The following is a 22,207-nucleotide window of genomic DNA, read 5'->3' as shown; positions in this document are numbered from 1 at the left end:
CCCCCCCGGGGCCCGGCCCCGCCTCTTTTCGCCCCGGATCGCGATTAGCCCGCTAAACGCACGTCGGGGGCGGACCTGCGTTCAGCGGGCTAATCGCGATCCGGCGGCCGCGTCGCGTTTAGCGGGCTAATCGCGATCCGGTCGTCGTCGAGGGGTTCCGCCGGGAACCTGACCGGGTGTAGAGACGTCTCAGAGCCCGAGGCGTGGGGTGTCCGCGTGTGCGCTAGCGTTCGAGCATCACAGCCGCCTCGTTTGTCCCGGGAGTCCCGCGCGCCCCGGGGTGCCGGTCGAACGACAGGAGAGCATTCGGATGTCCTATCCCAGCGGTGGGCCCGGCTACCCCCAGCAGGGTGGCGGCCAGCAACACCCCAACCCCAGCTCGGGAGCCTTTCCTCAGCAGCAGGCGCCGTCACCGGCCGCCCCGCTGAACCTGGCGTTGCTGCTCGCGCTCGCCGTCACCGTCCTCGGCCTGGTGCAGTTCTTCATCGGTTTCTCCGACGAGGCCGACGCCGCCGGGCAGGTCTCACTCTTCCTCCTGGTCAGCGGTCTCCTCGCGGCCTTGCACGCGCTGCCGCGCGGCCCGAAGACGCTGCCGTTCGCCGCGCTGTTCAGCGTGATCGGCGCGTTCGGGGCACTGGACCTGGTCATCGGCTACGGAAGCGGCCGTGAGGACATCTCGGTCCCCGGCATCCTCACCGTGGTGCTGATCCTCGGCATCCTGCAGATGCTGGTCGCGGTCGCCGCGCTGCTGTTCGAGCACGACGTCATCAAGCTGCCCGCCGCGAAGCCGCAGCAGCAGGCGCCGCAGGCCCCGTACAGCCAGCAGTTCCCGCAGCAGGGCCCGCAGGGTCCGTTCGGCCAGCAGGGTCAGCAGGGCCCGGCCGCCACGCAGGTCCAGCCGTTCCCCGGCTCGGGCCAGCAGGGCCAGCAGCAGGGTGAGCAGTCCGGTCCGTTCTCGCAGCCGGGCGGGTTCCAGCCGCCGGTCACCCAGCCGCCGGGCCAGCAGGCCACGACGTACGCGCCGCAGCAGGGCCAGTTCTTCCAGCAGCCGCCGTCCTCCTCATCGGAGTCGGGCCAGAACCCGGGCACGCCGCCCGGTGGTTTCGGCAAACAGAGCTGAGCTCTCGCACCAAAAAACACCCGCTGTGACTCTCCGTGTCACGGCGGGTGTTTTCTTTTCCGGGTTACCCGACCGGGTGGGTTGAGCCACGTGCGCTGTCCGGTGGCGGCGTGCCTCACCCGGACGGCCCAGTCCGGATGTAATGGTGCGGATCATGAAGCTGCTCACCCGCGACGAACGCCCGCCGGGCGAAGAGCCGGTGAGCGACCTCGTCCCCGAGCTGGAGGTCTCCAGGGCGAAGCGGGTTCGTGTGTTGCTCGCGGTGGTCTTCTCGCCCCTGCTGTTCTCCTTCACCGCCATCGTGGCGGTCCTCGCGATGATTTCGTTCGCCGCCGACCGATCCCGCTTTTCGGCCACCGGCGCCGTGCTCGCCGCGGGCCCTGGCTGGCTCGCCTCGTGGCAGGTGGAACTCGACCTCGGCGGTCATCCGCTCGGCGTGCTGCCGCTGCTGCCGACCCTCCTCGTCGGCTGGCTCGTGGCGAGGGCGGCCGCGCGCGCCGCTCGCCGGAGCGGCGGCCGGACCCCGGCGGACGCCGTTCCGGTGGTGACGGTGATCGCCGGCGCCCACGCCCTGTTCGGTGTGCTCGTCGCCCTGCTGTCGGGCGGATCGCCGGTCGACGTGAACCCGCTGACCGCCTTCTGTGTGCCGGGCCTTCTCGCCGGACTCGCCGCCATCGCGGGGGTCGCGAAGGTCTGCGGGCTGCCCGCCGCCGTGCGGGACCGGTTCGATCCCGTGGCCGTCCAAGGCCTGAAGGCGGGCGCGCTCGGCCTCGCCGCGTTGATCGCGTGTGGTGCCGTGGTGTTCACCGTGGCCACCGCGCTCTCCTGGTCCACTGTGGACAGCCTGTTCGAGCCGGGGTTCGGTGCGAGCTTCGGCCTGTTCGTGCTTTCCGTCGCCTACCTGCCGAACGCGGTCGTCGCCGCGCTGTCGTTCACCACCGGGCCGGGTTTCTCGGTCGGTTCGCTGACCGTCGGCATGTTCGGCTACCAGGAAGGGCAGCTGCCGGGGGTGCCGGTGCTGGCGGGAGTCCCGTCGCACCACGCCGTCTGGTGGCCCGCGTTGCTGCTCCTGCCCGCGCTGGTCGGCGCGCTGGTCGGCTGGCGGATCCGCGCGATCGACGAGGACCCGATGCTGCGGATGCGGGCGGTCGCCGTCGCGGGGGCTCTCGTCGCGTTCGGCTGCGTCATCCTCGGGACCTTGTCCGGCGGCAGGCTCGGCGACGGCCCGTTCGATCCGATCAGCGTGCCGGTCGGGGTCGCGTCGGTGATCGCCTTCTGCTGGATCGTCGTTCCCGGCGGCTTCGTGGCGTTCTTCGCCGGTGCGCACGAGGCCCCCGAACCGCCGGGCGAACCCGAAGTCGAGGAAGACCTCGTCGAGCCCGAAGAGGCTGAACCAGCGGAGGAAGAAACCGAGGCCGAAGCCGAGGAATCGGCTGAGGACGCGGACGAGGCCCTGGCGGAATCCGAGCCTGAAGCAGAGCCGGAACCCGAGCCCGAGCCCAACGGTGCCGCCGACGACGCTGTGACCGAATCCACCGAGGGGTCCGGCGACGAAAGCGCTCCCGGTGACGACCGTTAGGGTTGTCGCGACCAGGTGAAGCGCCGTACGCCCGAGTGCGTACCGCCGTGGCAAGGAGCCCGTTCTGGCTAGTCGGTTGGACCTGCCCACTCCGGTGAAGCTCGTCGTCCTCGCGTCCGGTTCCGGCACGCTGCTGCAAGCCGTGCTCGACGCCGTCGAAAAGCCGAACTTCCCGGCGAAGGTGGTCGCCGTCGGAGCGGACCGCACCGGGATCGAGGCGCTCACCCGCGCCGAACGCGCCGGCGTGCCGTCGTTCGCCGTGCGGATGGCCGATCATCCGGATCGCGCGGCGTGGGACAAGGCGATCACCGAAGCCGTCGCCGCCTACCAGCCGGACCTGGTCGTCTCGGCGGGGTTCATGAAGATCCTCGGCGCCGAATTCCTCGCGCGGTTCCCCGGCCGCGTGATCAACACACATCCGGCGTTGCTGCCGTCGTTCCCCGGCGCGCACGCCGTGGCCGACGCGCTGGCGATGGCCGTCAAGATCACCGGGTCGACGGTCCATTTCGTCGACGCCGGAGTCGACACCGGGCCGATCATCGCGCAGGAGCCGGTGATCGTGGAGCCCGACGACGACGAGCACGTCCTGCACGAGCGGATCAAGGCCGTGGAACGCAGGCTCCTGGTGGAAACGATCGAAAAACTCGGCCGGAGCGGGTGCGCGGTCGAGGGACGAAAGGTGAGGTTTTCGTGAGTACCGCACAGGGACAGCGTCCCGTCCGGCGCGCGCTGATCGGCGTCTCCGACAAGGCCGGCCTGCTCGAACTCGCCACCGGGCTGCACGCGGCGGGTGTCGAGATCGTGTCGACCGGCGGCACGGCGAAGGTCATCGCGAACGCCGGGGTGCCGGTGACGCCGGTCGAAGAGGTCACCGGGTTCCCCGAGTCCCTCGACGGCCGGGTCAAGACGCTGCACCCGCGCGTGCACGCGGGCCTGCTCGCCGACCGCGACCGCCCGGAGCACGTCGAGCAGCTCAAGCAGCTCGACATCGCGCCGTTCGACCTGCTCGTGGTCAACCTGTACCCGTTCACGCAGACCGTCGCCTCGGGCGCGAGCCCCGAAGACTGTGTCGAGAACATCGACATCGGCGGCCCGGCGATGGTGCGTGCCGCGGCGAAGAACCACAACAGCGTCGCCGTCGTGGTCGACCCCTCCCGCTACGAGTGGGTGCTGGAGCGTGTCGCCGCGGGTGGTTTCGAGCTGGCCGACCGCAAGCGGCTCGCCGCGCAGGCCTACGCGCACACGGCGGCGTACGACACCGCCGTCGCCTCGTGGTTCGCGAACGTCTACGCGCCCGCGGACGACTCCGGTTTCCCGGACTTCACCGGCGCTTCGTGGGAGCGCGGCGATGTCCTGCGTTACGGCGAGAACCCGCACCAGAAGGCCGCGCTGTACAAGCACTGGCGTCCTGGCCTCGCGCACGCGGAGCAGCTGCACGGCAAGGCGATGTCGTACAACAACTACGTCGACACCGACGCCGCGCGCCGTGCCGCCTACGACTTCGAGGCCCCGGCCGTCGCGATCATCAAGCACGCCAACCCATGCGGGATCGCGGTCGGCGAGGACATCGCCGAGGCGCACCGGAAGGCGCACGCCTGCGACCCGGTCTCGGCCTACGGCGGGGTGATCGCGACCAACCGGCCGGTGAGCCGCGAGGCCGCGGAGCAGATCTCCGAGGTGTTCACCGAGGTCGTCCTGGCGCCGGACTTCGACGCCGAGGCGCTGGAGATCCTGCAGCGCAAGAAGAACGTGCGGCTGCTGAAGCTGCCCGCGATCACGTCGCCCGATCCGATCGAGTTCCGGCCGATCTCCGGCGGCATGCTGGTGCAGACCGTCGACACGATCGCCGCCGAGGGCGACGACCCGGCGAACTGGACCCTGGCGACCGGCGCGCCCGCCGACGAGCGGACGCTGGCCGACCTCGAGTTCGCGTGGCGTTCGCTGCGCGCGGTGAAATCGAACGCGATCCTGCTGGCGAACGACGGCGCGACCGTCGGCGTGGGCATGGGCCAGGTCAACCGGGTCGACTCCTCGCGGCTCGCGGTGTCGCGTGCGGGCGACCGGGCGAAGGGCTCCGTCGCCGCTTCGGACGCCTTCTTCCCGTTCCCGGACGGGCTTGAGGTCCTGCTGGAGGCCGGTGTCCGCGCCGTCGTCCAGCCGGGTGGCTCGATCCGCGACGCCGAGGTCATCGCCGCCGCCGAGGCCGCCGGGGTCACCCTGTACCTCACCGGCACGCGCCACTTCGCCCACTGACGCCGACCTGCGTTTAGCGGGCTAATCGCGATCCGGGCCCGGACTTGCGTTTAGCGGGCTAAACGCGATCCGGCGGGGTGGACAGGACCACGGGCATTTCGGTGCCCGGCCGCGGAGGTCGTGCCATGCTGGCCGCGGATCGCGTTTAGCCCGCGAAACGCAGGTCCGGGCGCGCGTCGCCTTTAGCGGGCTAAACGCGACGCGGACGTAGGCGAATCGGTAGGGGAGGATCGGTGCACCAGCCGCCGCAGGGGTACGGCCAGGGGCCGGGTCACGGCCCGCCACCTGGGCAGGGTTACGGGCAGCAGCCGGGTTACGGCCCGCCCCAGCCCGGATACGGTCCGCCGCCTGGCTACGGTCCGCCCGGCTACGGGCCGCCGCCCAAGAAGAAAAAGACCGGGCTGATCGTCGGCCTGATCGTGGGCGGCGTGGTCCTTCTCGGCCTGGGCATCCCCGGCGGCATCTTCGCGTCCGAGTACTACTCGTCGGTCGGCAAGGCGCCGGTCTCGCAGCAGCCGCCCGCCGAGTGCGCCCTCTCCCCGGAGATCCTGAACAAGACGTTCACCAGCAGCTTCCAGGGCGTCCGCGACAACGAGATCAAAGCGGGCGACATCGTCACGAAGCAGCAGGGCTGCTCCTGGCTGCCGCCGGAGAGCGACAACGTCCACGACCGCGCCCTCCAGGTCATGGTGTACCGCTACGAGGGGCCGGACGCCGAGAGGCGCGCGTCGGAGTCGTCCACCGGGTCGGCCGCGCCGTCCGAGCGTCAGCAGCAGGTGCAGGGCATCGGGGAGAAGGCGGTCCTCGTCTCCCTCGACACCGACAGCGCCTTCAGTGGCGCGGAGCTGCGGGTCATCCAGGGCGTGTACGTCGTCATCGTCACCTACAAGGGCTGGGACAAAGGGTTCTTCACGAACTCGCCGATCCCGCCCGCGGAGTCCGCCGAAGTGGCGAAGTCCGTGGGCGCGGAGCTCGTGAAGAACCTGCCCCGCTAGGCGTACAGGTCGTTCAGCCAGGCTGTCCACGCCTTCTCGGCCTTGTCCGCGTCGGCGCCTTCGGCGAACAGGTGGTGCCCGATGCCGACGGGCCAGCCCCAGACGTTCCGGCCGTAGAAGCGGTACAGCGCGTCTTCGGTCCGGACGCCGATGAAGGCCGGCGTCAGGTAGTCGACGACGCCCTCGACGCCGGGGACATCGAGATACACCCGGTCACCCACGGCCTTCGCATCTATCGCCGCCCGGACGGCCTCGAACGCCTTCGGGGCCGTCGACGCTTCGGGTGCGTCGGCTTTGAAGTACTTCGCCTGACGACGGTTGAAGTGCGTCAGGTACTCGCCCAGCGAGTGGTAGTAGAACGACGTGTGCTGCTCACACGCGTCGTATTCGACGTCCCAGTCGTCGAGGACGGTGGTGTGCTCGTAGCGCAGGTACGTGCCCCCGTCCCTCGGTTCGAGGACGTATTCCAGCGTGTTGAACCAGCCGCTCTCGTCTTCCGCGTAGGTGACGAAGCGCTGTGACGGCTTCCAGACGGTGACCATGCCGCCGTCGGGGGTGAGGCCGGACTCAGCGCCGCCGTCGCGCGGTTCGTACTGGATCGGCCAGAGCCAGCCGCCGCTGCCCGTGGTGATCGCGGCCCAGGTGTCCGCGGGTGTGGTGGGGAGGAAGCCCTCGAAGCGGACCTCGGATTCCTTCGCCATGACTTGTCCTCTCTCGTCTGCCTTCACAAGAGCGACGCCTGGCCAGGGGCGCTTTCGACAGCCGGATCGCGTTTAGCCCGCTAAAGGCGACGTGATGAGGGTCACATTCTGGGGTGTCGAAGTGTGCCGGACAGCGGCGTCCCCGGGGTGTCCGCGAAGACGGCGACCCGAGGAGAGAGACATGAAGCAGAACACGATCGACGAGATCCTGAACCGCCCGCTCAGCCAGGAGCTCCTGGCACGCGACCTGGCCCGCCTGGCCTACACCGCGCTCGACGGCACGCCGCGGGCGATCCCGATCGGCATTTACTGGAACGGCAGGGAGATCGTCATGTGCACCCCGACGAACGCTCAGAAGCTGCCGGCGCTGCGCCGCAACCCCGCTGTGGCGCTGACGATCGACACCGAATCGCATCCGCCGAAGATCCTGCTCCTCCGCGGCACCGTCGAACTCGACCACGTCGACGACATCCCCGACGAGTACCTGCAGTGGAGCGGCACCTACGAGATGACGCCGGAACAGCGGGCCGAGTGGGAGGAAAACGTGCGGTCGCTCTACGACGACATGGTTCGCGTCGTGCTGACCCCGACCTGGGTCAAGCTCATCGACTTCGAGACCACGCTGCCTTCCGCCGTCGAGGAGCTCATCCGCCGGAAGAGTGCCTGAGCTCGTACGCCGGGAGGCGTAGACGGGAAGCCGCGTCTCGACGGATTCCCGCGAAGCCTTGCGCTGCCAGCATTTCCGCCATGACATTGACAGGAATCCTGGCCGCCGCGCTGATCGTCACCGGCGCGCCCGCCATCGCGGCGGACGACGTCCGCGTGCACACCGGAGTGATCGACGGCGCCCGGTACCGGGTCGAGGTGCCGTCTAACTGGAATGGCGGATTGCTGCTGTACAACCACGGCATCTATCCGCCGGGATACGTGCCCGAGGAGATCGAACTCGCCAACCGGGAAGAGGCGAAACCCGTTCTCCTCGGCGAGGGTTACGCGCTGGCCGCGTCGCTCTACAGCAAGCCGAACGGCTTCTCGGCCCGCGAAGCCGTCCACGACCAGACGGCGCTGCTGTCCTGGTTCGACCGCACTGTCGGCCGTCCGGAGCAGGTGCTCGCCTGGGGAGCTTCCGGCGGCGGGCTCAACGCGGTCCTGTTGTCCGAGCGGCTTCCGCACCGGATCGACGGTGTGCTGGCGATGTGCGGTCCCGTCGCGGGCGGTTCCGCGTCGTTCGATCAGGCGCTCGACCTGGGGTTCGCGGTCCGGACGCTGCTGGCGCCGGAACTGGAGGTCGCCCGTATCGCCGACCCCGCGGCGAACCTCGCGAAAGCCCGCCAGGTGGTCGCGAAGGCGCTGGAATCACCCGATGGACGGGCGCGGCTCGCCCTCGCCAACGCGTTCGCCGACGTCCCCGGCTGGTCGACGGCGCACCATCCCCGGTCCTCCGACGTCGCCGCGCAGATCCGTCAGCAGACGGAGTTCGTTCTGGCCGTCTACGACCAGCTGGCCTGGGGTGCGCACCGGGCCGACCTGGAGGTGCAGGCGGGCGGGAACCCAGTCGGGAACACCGGAGTGGATTACCGCGCCGTGCTCGCCCGGTCCAGTGAACGCGACCTCGTGAAACAGGCCTACCGTGCGGCCGGGCTGGACCTCGGCGCCGACTTGGCCGCGCTCGCCGCCGCGCCCAGGGTCGGGGCCGACAACGCCGCCGCCCGATGGCTCACCCGAGTCGGGACGCCGGCAGGACATGGCCGGCCGCCCGTCGTTACGCTGCACCCCATCGGCGACGGCGTCGCCCCCGAACACGAGCGGACCTACGGCGACCGCGTCGAATCCGGCCGGATCCGGCAGCTGTTCGTGAACCGGGGCGGCCACTGCCAGCACACCGCCGCGGAGGAACTGACGGCGTTGCGCGTGCTGCGGGACCGCGTCGAGACCGGTCGCTGGCCGTCGACGTCACCGGAACGGTTGAACGCCGAGGCGAACCGGTTCGGCCCGGAACTCCGCTTCCTCTACGACTGGCTGCACGGTGAAGGTGGCACCGCCGCAGCCGCGTTCCAGCGGCACCACCCGGCCCCGCTTCCTCGCTAGGACTGATCGCGGAACCGGTCCGTCGCCTCCAGCAACGCGGCCAGGATGCCGGGCTCGTCGTACGCGTGCCCGGCATCCGGCACGATCACCAGCTCCGATTCCGGCCATGCCTTGTGCAGGTCCCACGCGGACACCGCGGGCGTGACGAGGTCGTACCGCCCCTGCACGATCACGCCGGGGATGTCCTTCAGCACGGCGGCGTTTCGGATCAGCTGTCCCTCTTCGAGCCACCCGTTGTGCACGAAATAGTGGTTCTCGATGCGTGCGAACGCCAGCGCATATTCCGGCACGGCGAAATCCGCCACCAGTTCGGGACGGGGGAGCAGCGTCCCCGTCGCGGCCTCCCAGGTACTCCACGCGACGGCGGCGGGCCCGTGCACCGCGGGGTCTGGGTCGGCGAGCAGCTTCGCGTACAGCTCGACGGGATCGCCGTCGAGTCCGGCGATCGGCGCCGTGAACTTCTCCCACAGGTCCGGGAAGAAGTTCGCCGTGCCACCCCGGTAGTACCAGTCCACTTCGGACGCGCGCAGCGTGAAGACCCCGCGCAGCACCAGCTCCGACTCTCGTTCCGGATGCTTCTCGGCGTACGCCAGCGCCAGCGTCGACCCCCAGGACCCGCCGAACACCTGCCATCGCGAGATGCCCAGCGACTCCCGCAGGCGTTCCATGTCGTCGACGAGATGCCAGGTCGTGTTCGACGAAAGATCGCCCGACGCCGAAGCGTGCGGCAGCGACCGCCCACACCCGCGCTGGTCGAACAGGACGATCCGGTAGACGGACGGGTCGAACAGCCGGCGGTGCGACGGCGAGCAGCCGCCGCCGGGGCCGCCGTGCAGGAACACCACGGGCTTGCCGTCGGGATTCCCGCATTCCTCCCAGTACACGAGGTTGCCGTCACCGGTGTCCAGATGACCTGACGCGTGGGGCTCGATCTCCGGGTACATGTGCCTATCCTCGGGCACGCGGCCGGTTCCCGGAGACGAGGTTTTCATTCCCCGTGGTACCGCAGGCCGGTGCGCTTCAGGACGACCCAGCGTTCACCGGGACGGTCCGCCACGACCGGATACCACCGCGGAGCCACCGCGGCGGTCAGCTCGCCACCCCGTTCGATGAGGGAGCTCACCGCGGGTTCACCCACCACGATGAGCGCGGACCAGTCGACGTGCGCCAGCAGGTTGTCCTCGGTGACTCCGAACCGTTCCTCCAGCACCGTGACCAGGTCGTGCCCGGTGTCCGGACCGGACCGGACACCGCTGACGTCAGGCACTTCTTCCACTACGACGGGTTCGTCGTAGTCCTCGTAGTCATCTTCTTCGTCGTCTTCGCGTTCTTCGGACCAGGCGTGGTGATCGAGCCGCGAAATGCTGTTGCTCAGGTCGAAGGCCTGCTCGTCGGTCATGACCAACGTCACGGTGTGCCCCTCGGTCAGCGTGAACGTCAGTTCGGCCTCAGGATGGCCGCTGGTGCCGGGCTTCGCCTCGACCATCCCCGCCACGGTCCCGGCCAGCGCCGAGTCCGCCGGGCTCGTGCTCCAGTCCAGTGACGGCAGGTTCGCCGCCATCTCCAGCACGCACGTCGCGGCGGTCCAGAACGCCTCCTTGTCCCGGAAGTCCTTGCGGCTGCTGGTCAGGGTCCGTCCGCCGCCCAGCGGTTCGGTGCGGGCGTCGACCTGGCCCCGCCCGGTCCCGTTCTCCCAGATCGCGGTGACCGTGACCTGGTTGGCCAGCCGTTTGCGGTAGTTCTCGATATGGCCCTCCCTGGCGAGTTCCCAGCCGTTCACCGTCTCGGGCCAAGCGTCGTCCACTGCGGGTTTTCCTTTCCTGACGCGGTGATTCCGGATATCGGACGTGACAGGTCCGGTGATCGTTCCGGCTCGCTTGACAACCGCTGCGCCACCCGGTCTACTGGAGTCATCGAACACGCGTTCGAAGTGCCGCCTTCCCCGTGGCACGCCGGTTCCGTCCACAAAGGACGGTCTAGGTGTCGTGGGGAGGCGAGGTCCGGTGACAGCGGAGGTGGTCGAGGCGCGGGCCTTGCCGTTGGCGAGGCTGGCGGCTTTGCCAGGAGTGAGCACGGCCAGTGGCGTGGCTTCCGCGGCCGAACACGCGAGGACGACGGGAAGGGTGCTCCCGGTGTCCCCGGCGTTGTCCGGTCTGCTGCCCGCCGCGGGGCTCCGGCGCGGGAGCACCGTTTCGGTGCTGGGGTCCACGTCACTGATGCTCACCCTGCTGGCCGCCGCGACCGCCGGCGGTGCGTGGGCGGTCGCGGTCGGCCTGCCCACGCTCGGGGTGGTCGCCGCCGCGGAACTCGGGGTCGAGGTGGGCAGGCTGGCGCTGGTCCCCCGTCCCGGTGCCGAGTTCCCGGCGGTGACCGCGGCCCTGCTCGACGGTTTCGACCTCGTGGTCGTCGGTCCGGGGCTCGCCAGGCCCGAGGTGGCGAGAAGGTTGTCCGCTCGCGCGCGCAACCGTGGTTCGGTGCTGCTTTCGCTGGGCTCCTGGCCCGGTGCGGAGGTCGAGCTGAGCTGTCGTCGCACGCGATGGACGGGCTTCACCGGCCGCGGCGCGGGCTACCTGCGCAGCCGTGAAGTGGAGGTACGGGCTGGCGGCCGGGGTGCGGCCGCCCGGCCGACGTCGGCTTTGCTGCGGTTCCCCGGCCAGGGCGAGGTCGAGCGGGCGGACTTCCCCGCGACCAGGTGGGGGACGGCGTGAACCTGCCTGTACGCATGCTGGTGCTGTGGTGCCCGGACTGGCCCGCGGTCGCCGCCGCGGCCGTCGCGGGTGAACCCGTCGGCCGCCCCGCCGCGGTCTTCTCGGCGAACCGCGTGGTCGCCTGCACCGCGGTGGCCAGGGGATACGGCGTCCGCCGCGGGATGCGGCGGCGCGAGGCCCAGTCCTGCTGCCCGGAGCTGGCGGTCTTCGGCGAGGACGACGGCCGTGACGCCCGGCTCTTCGAGTCCGTCGCACGGGCGGTGGAGGAGCTGGCCGTCGGTGTCGAGGTGGTACGCCCGGGGATCGTCGCCGTCCCGGTCGACGGCGCGGCCGGGTACTTCGGCGGTGAACATGGCCTGCTCGAAAGACTGGTGGACGAGGTGTCCGTGGCGGCGGGAGTGGAAAGTCAGGTCGGCGTCGCCGACGGGCTGTTCGCCGCGACGCTCGCCGCCCGCCGTTCGACGCTGGTCGAACCCGGTGGCACGGCGGAATTCCTGGCCCCGCTGCCCATCCGCGAGCTCGATCAGCCCGAGGCGGGCCGTGCCGAGCTGGTCACCCTGCTCAAACAGCTCGGCCTGCACACGCTGGGTGCCTTCGCGGCCCTCGACGAAAGCGACGTCTCCGCGCGTTTCGGGGCGGAGGGAGTGCTCGCGCACAGGCTGGCGCGAGGACGGTCCGAACGGCCACCGTCGCGTCGGCGGCCGCCACCGGAACTCTCCCTCGCGAAGGCGTTCGACCCGCCGATCGACCGGGTCGACGCCGCCGCGTTCGTGGCGAAAGGGCTCGGCGAACGTTTCCACGCCGGGCTCGCCGCGCACGGGCTGGCCTGCACCCGGCTCGGTATCTACGCCACCACCGAGACCGGTGAACAGCTCGGCCGGGTGTGGCGCTGCGCCGAACCGCTGACCCCGCTCGGCGTCGCGGACAGGGTGCGCTGGCAGTTCGAAGGCTGGCTGAAAGCCAAGGACCGCCCCCATTCCGGCGTCGTGCGGTTGCGGCTGGAGCCGGAGGAGACGGTCGAAGGGCGGTCGCTGCAGCTCGGGTTGTGGCAGGCGGGCGCGACAGGTGTGCTGCGACCGTCCACAGAGGACGAAGGGGTGTCCGGCGAGCGGGCGGGCCGTGCGCTGGTGCGGGTGCAGGGGCTGCTCGGCCCGGAGAGCGTCTTCACCGCGGTGCTCGACGGCGGTCGCGATCCCGCCGAGCGGGTCCGGCTGGTGCCGTGGGGCGACAGGCGGGAGAAATCGGCGCAGGCGGACGCGAACTGGGCGGGGCGGCTCCCGTCGCCCTCTCCGGCGACGGTGTTCGCCCGCCCGGTACCCGCTCAGGTGCTGGACGAGAACGGGCGCGTCGTGGAGATCACCGTGCGGCGCCGGGTCACCGCCGCTCCGTTCCTCGTGAGTTTCGAGGGTGGTGAGCCGCGCGAGGTCGTCGCCTGGGCCGGGCCGTGGTTCGTCGGCGTCCGGGCCGGGGCGGGGCACGCCCGGTCGGGGACCCGGATGCGGTTGCAGGTGCTGCTGGCCGACGGGCAGGACGCAGAAGAGGCGGTGCTGCTGCGCTTCGAGCACCACAAGAATCCGATGTGGACACTGGAAGGGAAGTACGACTGACCATGGACGAGGAGTACACGCGGCTGGTGCGACGCTGGCTGGAAGAGCCGGCCATCCCGGTACAGCGTGCCGAGCTGGACACCGCTTGGGCGGCCTGCGTCCCGCGCGCGGAAGTGTTCGTCCCCGCGCCGAGAAGCTCGACCGAGAACCGGTGACCCATGGGCTGGAACAACCCTCCGCGGCCGTGGAAGGATCTCGCCCGCGAGCTCGCGGGCGAGGTTTCGCCCGGCGACGGTGGTGACAGCCCCGCCTGGAGTGCCAAGCGGCAGGGTTACCAGCGGCCCGCGGATCTGACCGGGCTGATCGGCGAAGACGACGGCGCCACCGCGTGCCGGGTGCCGTACGCCGAACTGCACTGCCATTCGAACTTCAGTTTCCTCGACGGGGCGAGCCACCCAGAGGAGCTGGTGGAGGAGGCGGCGCGGCTGGGCCTGGACGCGATCGCGCTCACCGATCACGACGGCATGTACGGCGTGGTGCGCTTCGCCGAGGCGGCGAGGGAGCTGGGTGTGCACACCGTCTTCGGGACCGAGCTCAGCTTCGGCCTTTCGGGGCCGCAGAACGGGTTCGCCGATCCCGAGGGTGAGCATCTGCTCCTGCTGGCCAAGCAGCAGGACGGGTACCTGAGCCTGAACCGGGCGATCACCGCCGGCCAGCTGTACGGCTTCGACAGGCAGTCGTTGTCCCCCAAGGAAAGGGCGGAGAAGGGCCGGCCGGTCTACGATCTGCGCGCGGTCGCCGAAGAGGTACGCGGGAAATGCGTGGTGCTCACCGGGTGCCGTAAGGGCGCGGTGCGCAAGGCGCTCGTCACCGAAGGCCCCGCCGCGGCCGTCGTGAGGCTGAAGGAACTCATCGACTGCTTCGGCCGGGACAACGTCTACGTTGAACTCATCGACCACAGCCTTCCCCTGGACAGCACGCACAACGACCTGCTGAGCGAGATGGCCGCCGAGTTCGGCCTGCCGACGGTGGCGACCACGGCCGCGCACTACGCCCGGCCGGAGCGGGCCCCGCTCGCCGACGCGCTCAGCGCCATCCGTGCCCGGCGGGGCCTGGAGGACATGGAGGGCTGGCTGCCCGCCGCGGGGACGGCGTTCCTGCGGTCGGGGGAGGAGATGGACGAGATCTTCGCGCGGTATCCGGGCGCGGTGCGGCGGGCGGCGCTGCTCGGCCGGGAGTGCGCGTTCGAACTCCACCACATCAAGCCGGAACTGCCGCCGTTCGACGTTCCGAAGGAGCACGCCAGCGAAGCGGCCTACTTGCGTTACCTCACCAAGGAAGGCGCGAAAGAGCACGAGAAGAACAAGGACGCCGACTACCGCGAGAAAGCGCGGAAGCTGATCGACCACGAGCTGGACATCATCGAAGAGCTGGGTTTCCCCGGCTACTTCCTGATCGTCTGGGACATCGTGAACTTCTGCCGGGAGAACAAGATCCTCTGCCAGGGCCGGGGATCGGCCGCGAACTCGGCGGTCTGTTACGCGCTCGGCATCACCAAGGTCGACGCCGTGCGTTACGGCCTGCTCTTCGAACGGTTCCTCGCCCCGGATCGCGACGGCTACCCGGACATCGACCTCGACATCGAATCCGACCGCCGCGAAGAGGCGATCCAGTACGTCTACGAAAAATACGGTCGGCTGAACACCGCGCAGGTGGCGAACGTGATCACCTACCGGGCGCGGTCCGCGGTCCGGGACGCGGCGCGGGCGCTGGGGTACACGCCCGGCCAGCAGGACGCGTGGAGCAAGCAGATCGACCGCTGGGGCGCGTTGCGGGCCACGGAGAAGGACCACGATCACGACATCCCGGAAGAGGTCGTGGAGCTGGCCTGCGCGCTCGAAGACTTCCCCCGGCATCTGGGCATCCATTCCGGCGGGATGGTGATCTGCCGTCAGCCGGTGAGCGAGGTCGTCCCGATCGAATGGGCCCGTATGGAGAACCGCAGTGTCGTGCAGTGGGAGAAGGACGACTGCGCCGCCGCCGGGCTGGTCAAATTCGATCTGCTCGGGCTCGGGATGTTGTCGGCGCTGCACTACATGATCGATCTGGTCCGTGATCACAAGGGCGAGGAGGTCGACATCTCCGAATTGGATCTCAAGGATCGGAACATCTACGAAATGCTCTGCCGGGCCGACGCGATCGGCGTCTTCCAGGTGGAGAGCCGGGCGCAGCTGGCCACGCTGCCCCGCTTGCGCCCCAAGAAGTTCTACGATCTGGCGGTCGAGGTCGCGCTCATCCGGCCCGGCCCGATCCAGGGCGGTTCGGTGCATCCCTACATCCGGCGCAAGAACGGCCAGGAGAAATGGGATTTCGACCATCCGAAACTGGCCAACGCGCTGGGAAAGACCCTCGGTGTCCCGCTGTTCCAGGAACAGATGATGCAGATCGCCCTCGACATCGCCGATTTCACGCCGGCGGAGGCGGATCAGTTGCGGCACGCCATGGGGGCGAAACGGTCCGAACAGAAGATGGAGCGGCTCAAACGCCGTTTCCTCGAAGGCGCCGCGAAGAACGACGTCGAAGGCGAGCTCGCCGAGAAGATCTTCGGCAAGCTCAAGGCGTTCGCGAATTTCGGTTTCCCGGAGAGTCACGCGCTGAGTTTCGCCCTGCTGGTGTTCGCGAGCGCGTACTTCAAGTACTACCACCCGGACGCGTTCCTGGCGGGTTTGCTCCGCGCGCAGCCGATGGGGTTCTACTCGCCGCAGTCGCTGGTCGCCGACGCGCGGAGGCACGGGGTGCGGGTGCTCGGCCCGGACATCAACGCGAGTCTTCCGCACGCGACGCTGGAACCCTTGCCGGAAGGGGGAAAGTTGCTCGCCGTGCGGGGCGGTCTGTCCACCGTGCGGATGATCGGCGAGAACCTGGCGAAGAAGATCGTCGAGGAGCGGGAAAGCGGCGGCCCGTTCGCGGATCTGTCCGAGGTCGCCCGGCGGGTGCGGCTGACCAGGCCGCAGGTCGAGGCGCTGGCCGCGGCCGGTGCCTTCGGTTGTTTCGGCGAGAGCAGGCGTAGCGCGCTCTGGGCGGCGGGGGCGGTCGCCGGCGAAAGCCCGGAGAAATTGCCGGGACTCATCACCGGGGCCAAGGCGCCGATGTTGCCGGGTATGGACGAAATCGACGTCGCGGCCGCGGACGTCTGGGCCACCGGGGTGTCACCGGACAGCTTCCCGACGCAGTTCATCCGGGAGCACCTCGACGAACTCGGCGTCGTCACGGCGGCGGGCCTGCGAGAGATCCCGCACGGCACACACGTGCTGACCGGCGGCGCCGTCACCCATCGCCAGCGGCCGGCGACGGCGGGCGGCGTCACCTTCATGAACCTCGAAGACGAGACGGGGATGATCAACGTGATCTGCACGATGGGGGTGTGGCAGCGCTATCACCGGGTGGCCCGCGGCAGCCCCGCGCTGCTGGTCCGGGGTGTGGTCGAGCGCACCGGCGAGGTGGTGAACGTCCTCGCCGAACAGATCCGGCACCTGCCGTTGCGGATCACCGCCAAGTCCCGTGACTTCCGCTGAACCCTCTTGACGATCATCGGGAGGCCGTGCTGAAGTGTTTCCAGCGTCGCAGTGCACCCGGCAAAGAGACCGTCGCGGGCATGGAGGCGCCGGACCATGGGAAATCATGGAAACCCCTTCTCGGACGAACGGCCGGTTGACGGCGTTCGGAAATCAACTCGTTCAGGTTCACAACTGGCTGCGTAAAGAGCTGGCCAGGCTGGATGACGACCTGGAGTCGGTCGCGGCCGGGCGTGCCGAGCGGCTGCGCGATCTCCGGGCTCATTGCCTCACCTTCTGCTCGGCGCTGACCAGGCATCACACCGGCGAGGACGGTGGCGCTTTTCTTGTGCTGGCGGACGAATTCCCCGAATTGCGGCCGTCGCTCGAAGAGCTCGCGCACGACCACGACGTCATGACCGGGATCATCGAACGGATCGAAGAACTGGTCGCCGATGTCGGCCCCGGGTCGAGCCAGGCCGAGATCCTCGACATCCAACGGGAACTGGACGGGCTCACGGCGATCATGGAGACGCATTTCCGCTACGAGGAGAAGCGGATCGTCGAGGCGCTCAACTCGCTGGACATGCCGGAGTGGCAGGAGTCGAAGCCTTCTTTCCTGCTGAAATCCCATTAGGACATGATCTGTCCTATACGGGCTTTAGCGTTCTTCTCATCGCACTACGACGACTGAGGAGAACTCCGATGACCAACCCGATCCCCGACGGCTACCACTCGGTCACCCCGTGGATCATCTCGCGTGACACCGCGGGCGTGATCGACTTCCTCAAGCGTGTCTTCGACGCCGAGCCCATCGGAGAGCCGGTGTACGTCGAGGGCGGGAAGATCGGGCACGCGGAGGTCCGGATAGGCGATTCGGTCGTCATGCTGTTCGATTCGCGGGACCACTGGGTCGACACTCCGGCGTACCTGCGGCTCTACGTCGAAGACAGCATCGAGACGCAGCGCCGGGCGATCGAGGCGGGCGCCAAAGAGGTCACGAAGCAGACCGAACTCTTCTTCGGCGACCGTGTCGGCCGGGTGCTCGACCCGTTCGGCAACCTCTGGTGGATCCAGACCAGGGTGGTCGATCTCGACTACCCGGAGATGGAGCGCCGGATGAACGACCCGAAGTTCATCGAAGCCATGAACTACGTGGCGAGCTCGGAGATCATCCCGAGCCGCTGATTTCGGTAGGGTGGTGATCGCGACGCGGAGGTGAGCCGGTGGATCACCACCCACTCCGGGGCAACCCCGGGGAGTACGAAGTCAGCGAGACAAGGCGCCCCGCGCGAGCGCGGCATGCTCCGCGTGCGAGTCCGCGCGGATGACAGGAGAAAGAGTCACCTCCGCGTCGCTCCTCGAACCCCTGCTGCCGGTCTGGCGGTTCCAGGTGGCTCGCTGGGCGACCTTCGACGAGTGCGCCGCCGGTCTCGGCCTGACCCCCGGCGAACTGTCGTGGTTCGCCGACGCGAAGGGCTGGAACAGGCGTGCGGCCGGGCCGATCCGGCACTACACCTACCGCTGGATCCCGACGGCTTCGGGCGGGGTGCGGCTCATCGAGCGGCCGAAGCCGCGCATCGCCGAACTGCAACGCCGGATCGTGCGGCACGTCGTCGACGCGCTGCCGGTGCACGAGGCCGCGCACGGATTCCGGCGCGGCCGGTCGCCGATGTCGTGCGCGGCACCGCATGCCGGCCGGGAGACCGTGGTCCGGATGGATCTCGAAGGCTTCTTTCCGACGGTGTCCGCGCGCCGGATCTCGGCGTTGCTCGCCCTCGCCGGCTATCCGTCCGTCGTGGCGGAGGCGCTGGCGGGTGTGCTCACCACGGCCGTTCCGCCGGATGTCCTCGCCACCGTGCCCGATGGCCGTCGGGATCCGGCGCGCGTGCGGCTGCTGAGCAACCTGGCGGCTACGCATCTTCCGCAGGGCGCGCCGTCCTCGCCCGCGGTCGCGAACGCCGTCACGCACCATCTCGACCGGCGGATCGACGGCCTCGCCCGTGCGCTGGGCGCGGCCTACACGCGGTACGCCGACGATCTGGCGTTCTCCGGGGATTCCCTGCCACTGCACCGGTTGCTGCCCGGGGTCCGGCGGATCGTGACCGACGAGGGTTTCCGGCTCCGGGACGACAAGACGTCGATCACCGCCGCGCACCAGCGGCAACGGGTCGCGGGACTGGTGGTCAACAGTGCGCCCGCCGCGACACGTGCCGACTACGACGCCCTGCGCGCGGTGCTCCACAACTGCGTCCGGACCGGCCCGGAGGAACAGAACCGGGCCGGCCACCCGGACTTCCGCGCCCATCTGCTCGGCCGGATCGGCTGGATCGCCGCGTCTTCGGAGCGCCGGGCGGCGAAGCTGCGCGACTTGTTCGGCGGCATCACCTGGTCGTGAGCGGGTATGCGATCCTGGACGGGTGATCGAGACCGCGGAGGACTACCGAGAAGCCGTTCTTTCCGAGCAGTGGTGGGAAAAACGCAGTTTCGTCGGCTGTGATTTCACCGAAGCCGACCTGCGCGGGCTGCGCACCCAGGGCTGCACCTTCGATCAGTGCGACTTCACCAAGGTCGACTTCGAAGGCTCGCGCCACGAGGCGTCCGCGTTCCGCTCGTGCACCTTCGACCGCAGTGTGCTGGCGAGTACGCGGTGGAGCTCCTGCTCGATGCTCGGATCGTCCTTTGTGGACTGCCGGTTCCAGAAGATCGCCTTCACCGAATGCGATCTCTCGCTGGTGTCGCTCAGCAAGGCTCGTTTGTCCAAAGTGGACTTAGGTGGCCTGCGGCTGCGTGAGGCGAACCTGCTCGACGCGGATCTGACCGGCGCCGACCTGCGTGGCGCGGACCTCACCGGCGCCCGGCTGGCGGGCGCGAAGCTCGACGGCGCGGACCTGCGCGGCGCGCGGCTCGACGCCAACGGCCTGGTGCAGGCGAACCTCGCCGGGGTCCACGTGGACACCGAGACCGCGATCGCCTACGCCGCCGCGCACGGTCTCGTCATCCACTGAAACGGGCCGCTCCTGGCGAATTTCGCAAGGAACGGCCCGTTCATAACGCCTGGGTGGCTCAGTCGATCGGCGGTTCGCCCGGGTCCAGCTCGATGAGGTCGCCCTCGGCGAGCAGTTCCTCGATGGACGCCGGCAGCAGGTACGCGGACCCGCCACCCGGCTGGTTGAACCACGGGATCGCGACACCGGCGAGGGCTTCGAGCGGACGCTGCACGCGGTAGACGTGGTACGGCCGGTTCACCCACTCCGGCACGAGCGAGCGCTCCTCGAACGGCGTCCCGGCCGCGTAGGTCAGGTTGCCGTTCGGGCCGCCGAAGCGGTCCAGCTCGCTGCCCGCGGGCAGCTCACGCAGCTCCTTGCCACGGAACAGCGTCAGCGGCGGCTCACCGTTGAGCGGCGAGATCGGCCAGTTCTGCTTGGCGTCGGGCGCCCCGGCGCTCGCCGCCGCGGGCGGACGGGCCGGTTCCTCGCGCCGCATCGGCGGCGGAGGCGGCGTCACCGGCGGCTCACGCCGCGGCGGCGCGGGCGGCGGGGTCGCCAGCACCGGGTTCGGCCGTGCCGGGGGCGCGGGCGGGACCGGCGCGGGGGCGGGCTCGTCGTCCAGGTCGTCCCCGAGCAGCTCTTCGGCCGTCGTGAACGCGGTCTGTTCCTGTGCCGGGATCGACTCCCGCGGCGGCACCGGATGCGAACCGGTCGCGATCTCGGGGGACAGCGTCGCCATCACAGGCGGTGCGGGAGCGGGCTCCTCGACCGGTTCCTCTTCGGCGGCGGGCTGTTCCGCGGGCGGCGGAGCGCCGTTCGGGTTCAGCAGAACCTTGCCGAGCATGAACGCGGCCGCGTCCTCGGCGTCGCCGAACACCGCCGGATTCGTCAGCTTCCCGTCGTACCAGCCGACCCGCCAGCCGCCGCCGTCGACCTGCTCGACACTCCAGCCGTGCTCGGCGGGCGAGCCGATGCGGTAGACGTCGCCGGGCACGTCGAGTTCGTCGAACTTCGCCTGCAACTCGTTCAGCACCGGCTCGGGGTGCTCGGCGCGGCGCGGCTCGGGCTCCGGGTGGGGTACGGGGGCGGTAGCAAAGGTCCCCCGCTCCTGCGGCGGGGCGTCGACCTGCGTGATCTCGGTGTCCGACGGCGGGGGCGCCACGTCCGGCTCCGCGTCGTGCGTGAGGAGAGGCAGCTCGGGACCGGCGTCCGCCTGCTCGACCGGCGTGTAGCCGGTGGTCGTCTCCTCTTCAGGGGGCGCGTACGGCTGGTCTTCTTCCTGCCGGGCGTACGCGTCCTGCTCCTCCTCGATCGGCGGCTGCTCGTAGGCGCCGGCCTGCGGGGCCCGCGCGTACGTGGTCGCCTCCGGGTCGGCGAGCTGCGGCTCGGGCTCGGTGCCCTGCCGCTCCTCGTCGGTGAAGGCGTCCTGCTCGGACGCGTACGGGTCTTCGTAGCCGTCTTCGTACTGCTGCTCGGCGGCGGCTTCGTGGAAGTCCTGCGCCTGGTAGTCCTGGGTGTCGTAGTCGTCTTCGTACCGCTGGGCCTGCTCGGCCTGGTCCGGGACGGTGGATTCGGCGGAGGGGACGGCCGCCGCCGCGGCGACCGGAGCGGCGGCCGCGGCGGCCACCGCGGCCTGGTCCGGACCCTGCTGGTGCGGCGGCGGGACGGGCGGCTGGGCGGCCTGGTTCGGGCCAGGGCCGGGTGCGGCCTGCTGGGGCGGCACCGGGCCGTTCTGCGGCGGACCCTGCGGAGGCGGACCCGCGGGCACGCCGTTGTTGGGCCCCCCAGGCCCGCCGGGGCCACCCGGGCCGTTGGGGCGCTGCTGCGGAGGCTGATTCCCCCGGGTGAGGTACCCCGCCGCGGCCTGCAGCGTCGGGCCGTCGACCTCGGGCAGCGTGAAGTCGTTCTGCCGGACGTGCTCGATCAGGTCGAGCTCCGGCGAGACGCCGTACTGGCGCAGGTAGAAGTTCACGGCGGCAGGCCAGATCCACTGCCCGTCGCTGTGGAAGGCGACCGGGACGGTGGCCTCGGGGGTCTGGGCGAGCCGGTCGATGTCGTAGCCGCGTTCGGTGACCACCAGCGGCGCGTGGTCGAGGTACTCGAGCAGCCTGTCCTGCTCCTCGATCTCCAGGTCGGGCCGGTTGATCACCGGACGCCCGGCCGGGCCGATGGTGTCGAAGATGCGGGCGATGCGGAAATGCGGTCCGGGCTGCTCGGGGCCGAGGCCGGACATGCGCCGGATCAGCCATTCGGGCACGTTCTCCTCGGAGCGGGGGAACATGCGCAGCTCGTCGGAGAGCGCCTGCGGCGGCGGCGCGAGGCGCCACTGCGGCTCGTCGCGGTTGTACTCGAGGTTGTAGCTCGACGGGTGGTCGAGCTGGTAACGGGCGTTGAACCAGGTGCCGCGGCCGTCGCGATACATCCCGGCACGGAGTCTGCCGAACAGCGTCGCGATGTCGTGCGTCGCGACCCATTCGTGTGAGGTGCCGTCCTCGGTGATGATCTCCCCGGTCATCTCGTGGTACCTGCCGACGGCTCGGTACTCGGCGGTCACCTTCCGCCAATCACGCGGAGCGGCCCGCAGCAGGGCGAGGCCGATCTGTTTGACCAGGGTGTCCTGCTCGGTCGCGTTCAACTGAGTCGTCGGTTGTGCCACGGTCACATTTTGACCG

Annotated in this window: 19 protein-coding genes; 15 read left to right on the top strand and 4 right to left on the bottom strand. The window is 69.9% G+C overall.

Features of this window, described 5'->3' with window-relative positions:
- Window positions 1-310: 310 nt before the first annotated feature.
- From ACXIZN_RS29275 to ACXIZN_RS29255, 5 genes are all read left to right on the top strand, one after another.
- The gene (locus tag ACXIZN_RS29275) at window positions 311-1,120 is read left to right on the top strand and encodes a DUF5336 domain-containing protein (RefSeq protein ID WP_457958242.1); all 810 of its coding nucleotides are present in this window, start codon (window positions 311-313) and stop codon (window positions 1,118-1,120) included.
- Between the two features lie 142 nt (window positions 1,121-1,262).
- Complete coding sequence (locus tag ACXIZN_RS29270) at window positions 1,263-2,699, top strand: cell division protein PerM (protein ID WP_457958240.1); 1,437 nt, start codon at window positions 1,263-1,265, stop codon at window positions 2,697-2,699.
- A gap of 76 nt (window positions 2,700-2,775) precedes the next feature.
- Complete coding sequence (purN, locus tag ACXIZN_RS29265; protein WP_457958238.1) at window positions 2,776-3,393, top strand: phosphoribosylglycinamide formyltransferase; 618 nt, start codon at window positions 2,776-2,778, stop codon at window positions 3,391-3,393.
- Entirely contained in the window at window positions 3,390-4,952 is a 1,563-nt protein-coding gene (gene purH, locus ACXIZN_RS29260) for a bifunctional phosphoribosylaminoimidazolecarboxamide formyltransferase/IMP cyclohydrolase (RefSeq protein WP_192747891.1), read from the top strand. The genes purN and purH overlap by 4 nt, the downstream gene beginning before the upstream one ends.
- A 233-nt stretch (window positions 4,953-5,185) precedes the next feature.
- Window positions 5,186-5,947, top strand: coding sequence for a hypothetical protein (locus ACXIZN_RS29255; RefSeq protein ID WP_457958237.1), 762 nt, complete (start codon window positions 5,186-5,188; stop codon window positions 5,945-5,947).
- Here the strand turns inward: ACXIZN_RS29255 and ACXIZN_RS29250 are convergent.
- Window positions 5,944-6,648 (bottom strand): SRPBCC domain-containing protein, encoded by a 705-nt coding sequence (locus ACXIZN_RS29250; RefSeq protein WP_457958235.1) that lies wholly within the window; start codon window positions 6,646-6,648, stop codon window positions 5,944-5,946. The genes ACXIZN_RS29255 and ACXIZN_RS29250 overlap by 4 nt on opposite strands.
- 181 nt (window positions 6,649-6,829) lie before the next feature.
- Between ACXIZN_RS29250 and ACXIZN_RS29245 the strand changes: the two genes are divergently transcribed.
- Together ACXIZN_RS29245 and ACXIZN_RS29240 are read left to right on the top strand one after the other, a co-directional pair.
- Window positions 6,830-7,315 (top strand): pyridoxamine 5'-phosphate oxidase family protein, encoded by a 486-nt coding sequence (locus ACXIZN_RS29245; RefSeq protein WP_457958233.1) that lies wholly within the window; start codon window positions 6,830-6,832, stop codon window positions 7,313-7,315.
- 80 nt (window positions 7,316-7,395) lie between these two features.
- On the top strand, window positions 7,396-8,736 hold the full coding sequence (locus ACXIZN_RS29240; protein ID WP_457958232.1) for a hypothetical protein: 1,341 nt from the start codon (window positions 7,396-7,398) through the stop codon (window positions 8,734-8,736).
- Here ACXIZN_RS29240 and pip read toward each other — a convergent pair.
- Window positions 8,733-9,680, bottom strand: a complete 948-nt coding sequence (gene pip, locus ACXIZN_RS29235) for a prolyl aminopeptidase (protein WP_457958230.1) — start codon at window positions 9,678-9,680, stop codon at window positions 8,733-8,735. The genes ACXIZN_RS29240 and pip overlap by 4 nt on opposite strands.
- 44 nt (window positions 9,681-9,724) lie before the next feature.
- Window positions 9,725-10,540, bottom strand: coding sequence for a hypothetical protein (locus ACXIZN_RS29230; protein WP_457958228.1), 816 nt, complete (start codon window positions 10,538-10,540; stop codon window positions 9,725-9,727).
- Between the two features lie 229 nt (window positions 10,541-10,769).
- On the opposite strand from ACXIZN_RS29230, the gene ACXIZN_RS29225 reads away from it, so the two are divergent.
- The 8 genes from ACXIZN_RS29225 to ACXIZN_RS29190 all read left to right on the top strand — a co-directional run bounded on the left by ACXIZN_RS29225 (window position 10,770) and on the right by ACXIZN_RS29190 (window position 19,553).
- Window positions 10,770-11,444 (top strand): hypothetical protein, encoded by a 675-nt coding sequence (locus tag ACXIZN_RS29225; protein ID WP_457960628.1) that lies wholly within the window; start codon window positions 10,770-10,772, stop codon window positions 11,442-11,444.
- Window positions 11,445-11,458: 14 nt separating this feature from the next.
- Entirely contained in the window at window positions 11,459-13,051 is a 1,593-nt protein-coding gene (locus ACXIZN_RS29220) for a DNA polymerase Y family protein (RefSeq protein WP_457960627.1), read from the top strand.
- A gap of 2 nt (window positions 13,052-13,053) precedes the next feature.
- Window positions 13,054-13,206, top strand: coding sequence for a hypothetical protein (locus ACXIZN_RS29215; protein ID WP_167373507.1), 153 nt, complete (start codon window positions 13,054-13,056; stop codon window positions 13,204-13,206).
- 3 nt (window positions 13,207-13,209) lie between these two features.
- On the top strand, window positions 13,210-16,566 hold the full coding sequence (locus ACXIZN_RS29210; RefSeq protein WP_457958226.1) for an error-prone DNA polymerase: 3,357 nt from the start codon (window positions 13,210-13,212) through the stop codon (window positions 16,564-16,566).
- A 106-nt stretch (window positions 16,567-16,672) separates the two neighbouring features.
- Entirely contained in the window at window positions 16,673-17,182 is a 510-nt protein-coding gene (locus ACXIZN_RS29205) for a hemerythrin domain-containing protein (RefSeq protein ID WP_457958224.1), read from the top strand.
- Window positions 17,183-17,250: 68 nt separating this feature from the next.
- The gene (locus ACXIZN_RS29200; protein WP_457958222.1) at window positions 17,251-17,733 is read left to right on the top strand and encodes a VOC family protein; all 483 of its coding nucleotides are present in this window, start codon (window positions 17,251-17,253) and stop codon (window positions 17,731-17,733) included.
- Between the two features lie 139 nt (window positions 17,734-17,872).
- Window positions 17,873-18,943, top strand: coding sequence for a reverse transcriptase family protein (locus ACXIZN_RS29195; protein WP_457958220.1), 1,071 nt, complete (start codon window positions 17,873-17,875; stop codon window positions 18,941-18,943).
- Between the two features lie 22 nt (window positions 18,944-18,965).
- Window positions 18,966-19,553, top strand: a complete 588-nt coding sequence (locus tag ACXIZN_RS29190; protein ID WP_457958218.1) for a pentapeptide repeat-containing protein — start codon at window positions 18,966-18,968, stop codon at window positions 19,551-19,553.
- 58 nt (window positions 19,554-19,611) lie between these two features.
- On the opposite strand, the gene ACXIZN_RS29185 is transcribed toward ACXIZN_RS29190, so the two are convergent.
- Window positions 19,612-22,197 carry a glycohydrolase toxin TNT-related protein gene (locus tag ACXIZN_RS29185; RefSeq protein WP_457958217.1) on the bottom strand — a complete coding sequence of 862 codons (2,586 nt, stop codon included), beginning with the start codon at window positions 22,195-22,197 and terminating at the stop codon, window positions 19,612-19,614.
- Window positions 22,198-22,207: the final 10 nt, after the last annotated feature.

Source organism: Amycolatopsis sp. TRM77291 (genome assembly GCF_054166285.1).
This window is presented reverse-complemented; position numbering and strand designations above follow the sequence as displayed.

Bases quoted from the DNA above. Each gene is read 5' to 3' on its own strand.
- ACXIZN_RS29275 (WP_457958242.1), top strand. From the start codon at position 311: ATGTCCTATCCCAGCGGTGGGCCCGGCTACCCCCAGCAGGGTGGCGGC.
- ACXIZN_RS29270 (WP_457958240.1), top strand. From the start codon at position 1,263: ATGGTGCGGATCATGAAGCTGCTCACCCGCGACGAACGCCCGCCGGGC.
- ACXIZN_RS29250 (WP_457958235.1), bottom strand. From the start codon at position 6,648: ATGGCGAAGGAATCCGAGGTCCGCTTCGAGGGCTTCCTCCCCACCACA.
- ACXIZN_RS29245 (WP_457958233.1), top strand. From the start codon at position 6,830: ATGAAGCAGAACACGATCGACGAGATCCTGAACCGCCCGCTCAGCCAG.
- ACXIZN_RS29240 (WP_457958232.1), top strand. From the start codon at position 7,396: ATGACATTGACAGGAATCCTGGCCGCCGCGCTGATCGTCACCGGCGCG.
- pip (WP_457958230.1), bottom strand. From the start codon at position 9,680: ATGTACCCGGAGATCGAGCCCCACGCGTCAGGTCATCTGGACACCGGT.
- ACXIZN_RS29220 (WP_457960627.1), top strand. From the start codon at position 11,459: ATGCTGGTGCTGTGGTGCCCGGACTGGCCCGCGGTCGCCGCCGCGGCC.
- ACXIZN_RS29215 (WP_167373507.1), top strand. From the start codon at position 13,054: ATGGACGAGGAGTACACGCGGCTGGTGCGACGCTGGCTGGAAGAGCCG.
- ACXIZN_RS29210 (WP_457958226.1), top strand. From the start codon at position 13,210: ATGGGCTGGAACAACCCTCCGCGGCCGTGGAAGGATCTCGCCCGCGAG.
- ACXIZN_RS29205 (WP_457958224.1), top strand. From the start codon at position 16,673: ATGGAAACCCCTTCTCGGACGAACGGCCGGTTGACGGCGTTCGGAAAT.
- ACXIZN_RS29200 (WP_457958222.1), top strand. From the start codon at position 17,251: ATGACCAACCCGATCCCCGACGGCTACCACTCGGTCACCCCGTGGATC.
- ACXIZN_RS29195 (WP_457958220.1), top strand. From the start codon at position 17,873: ATGACAGGAGAAAGAGTCACCTCCGCGTCGCTCCTCGAACCCCTGCTG.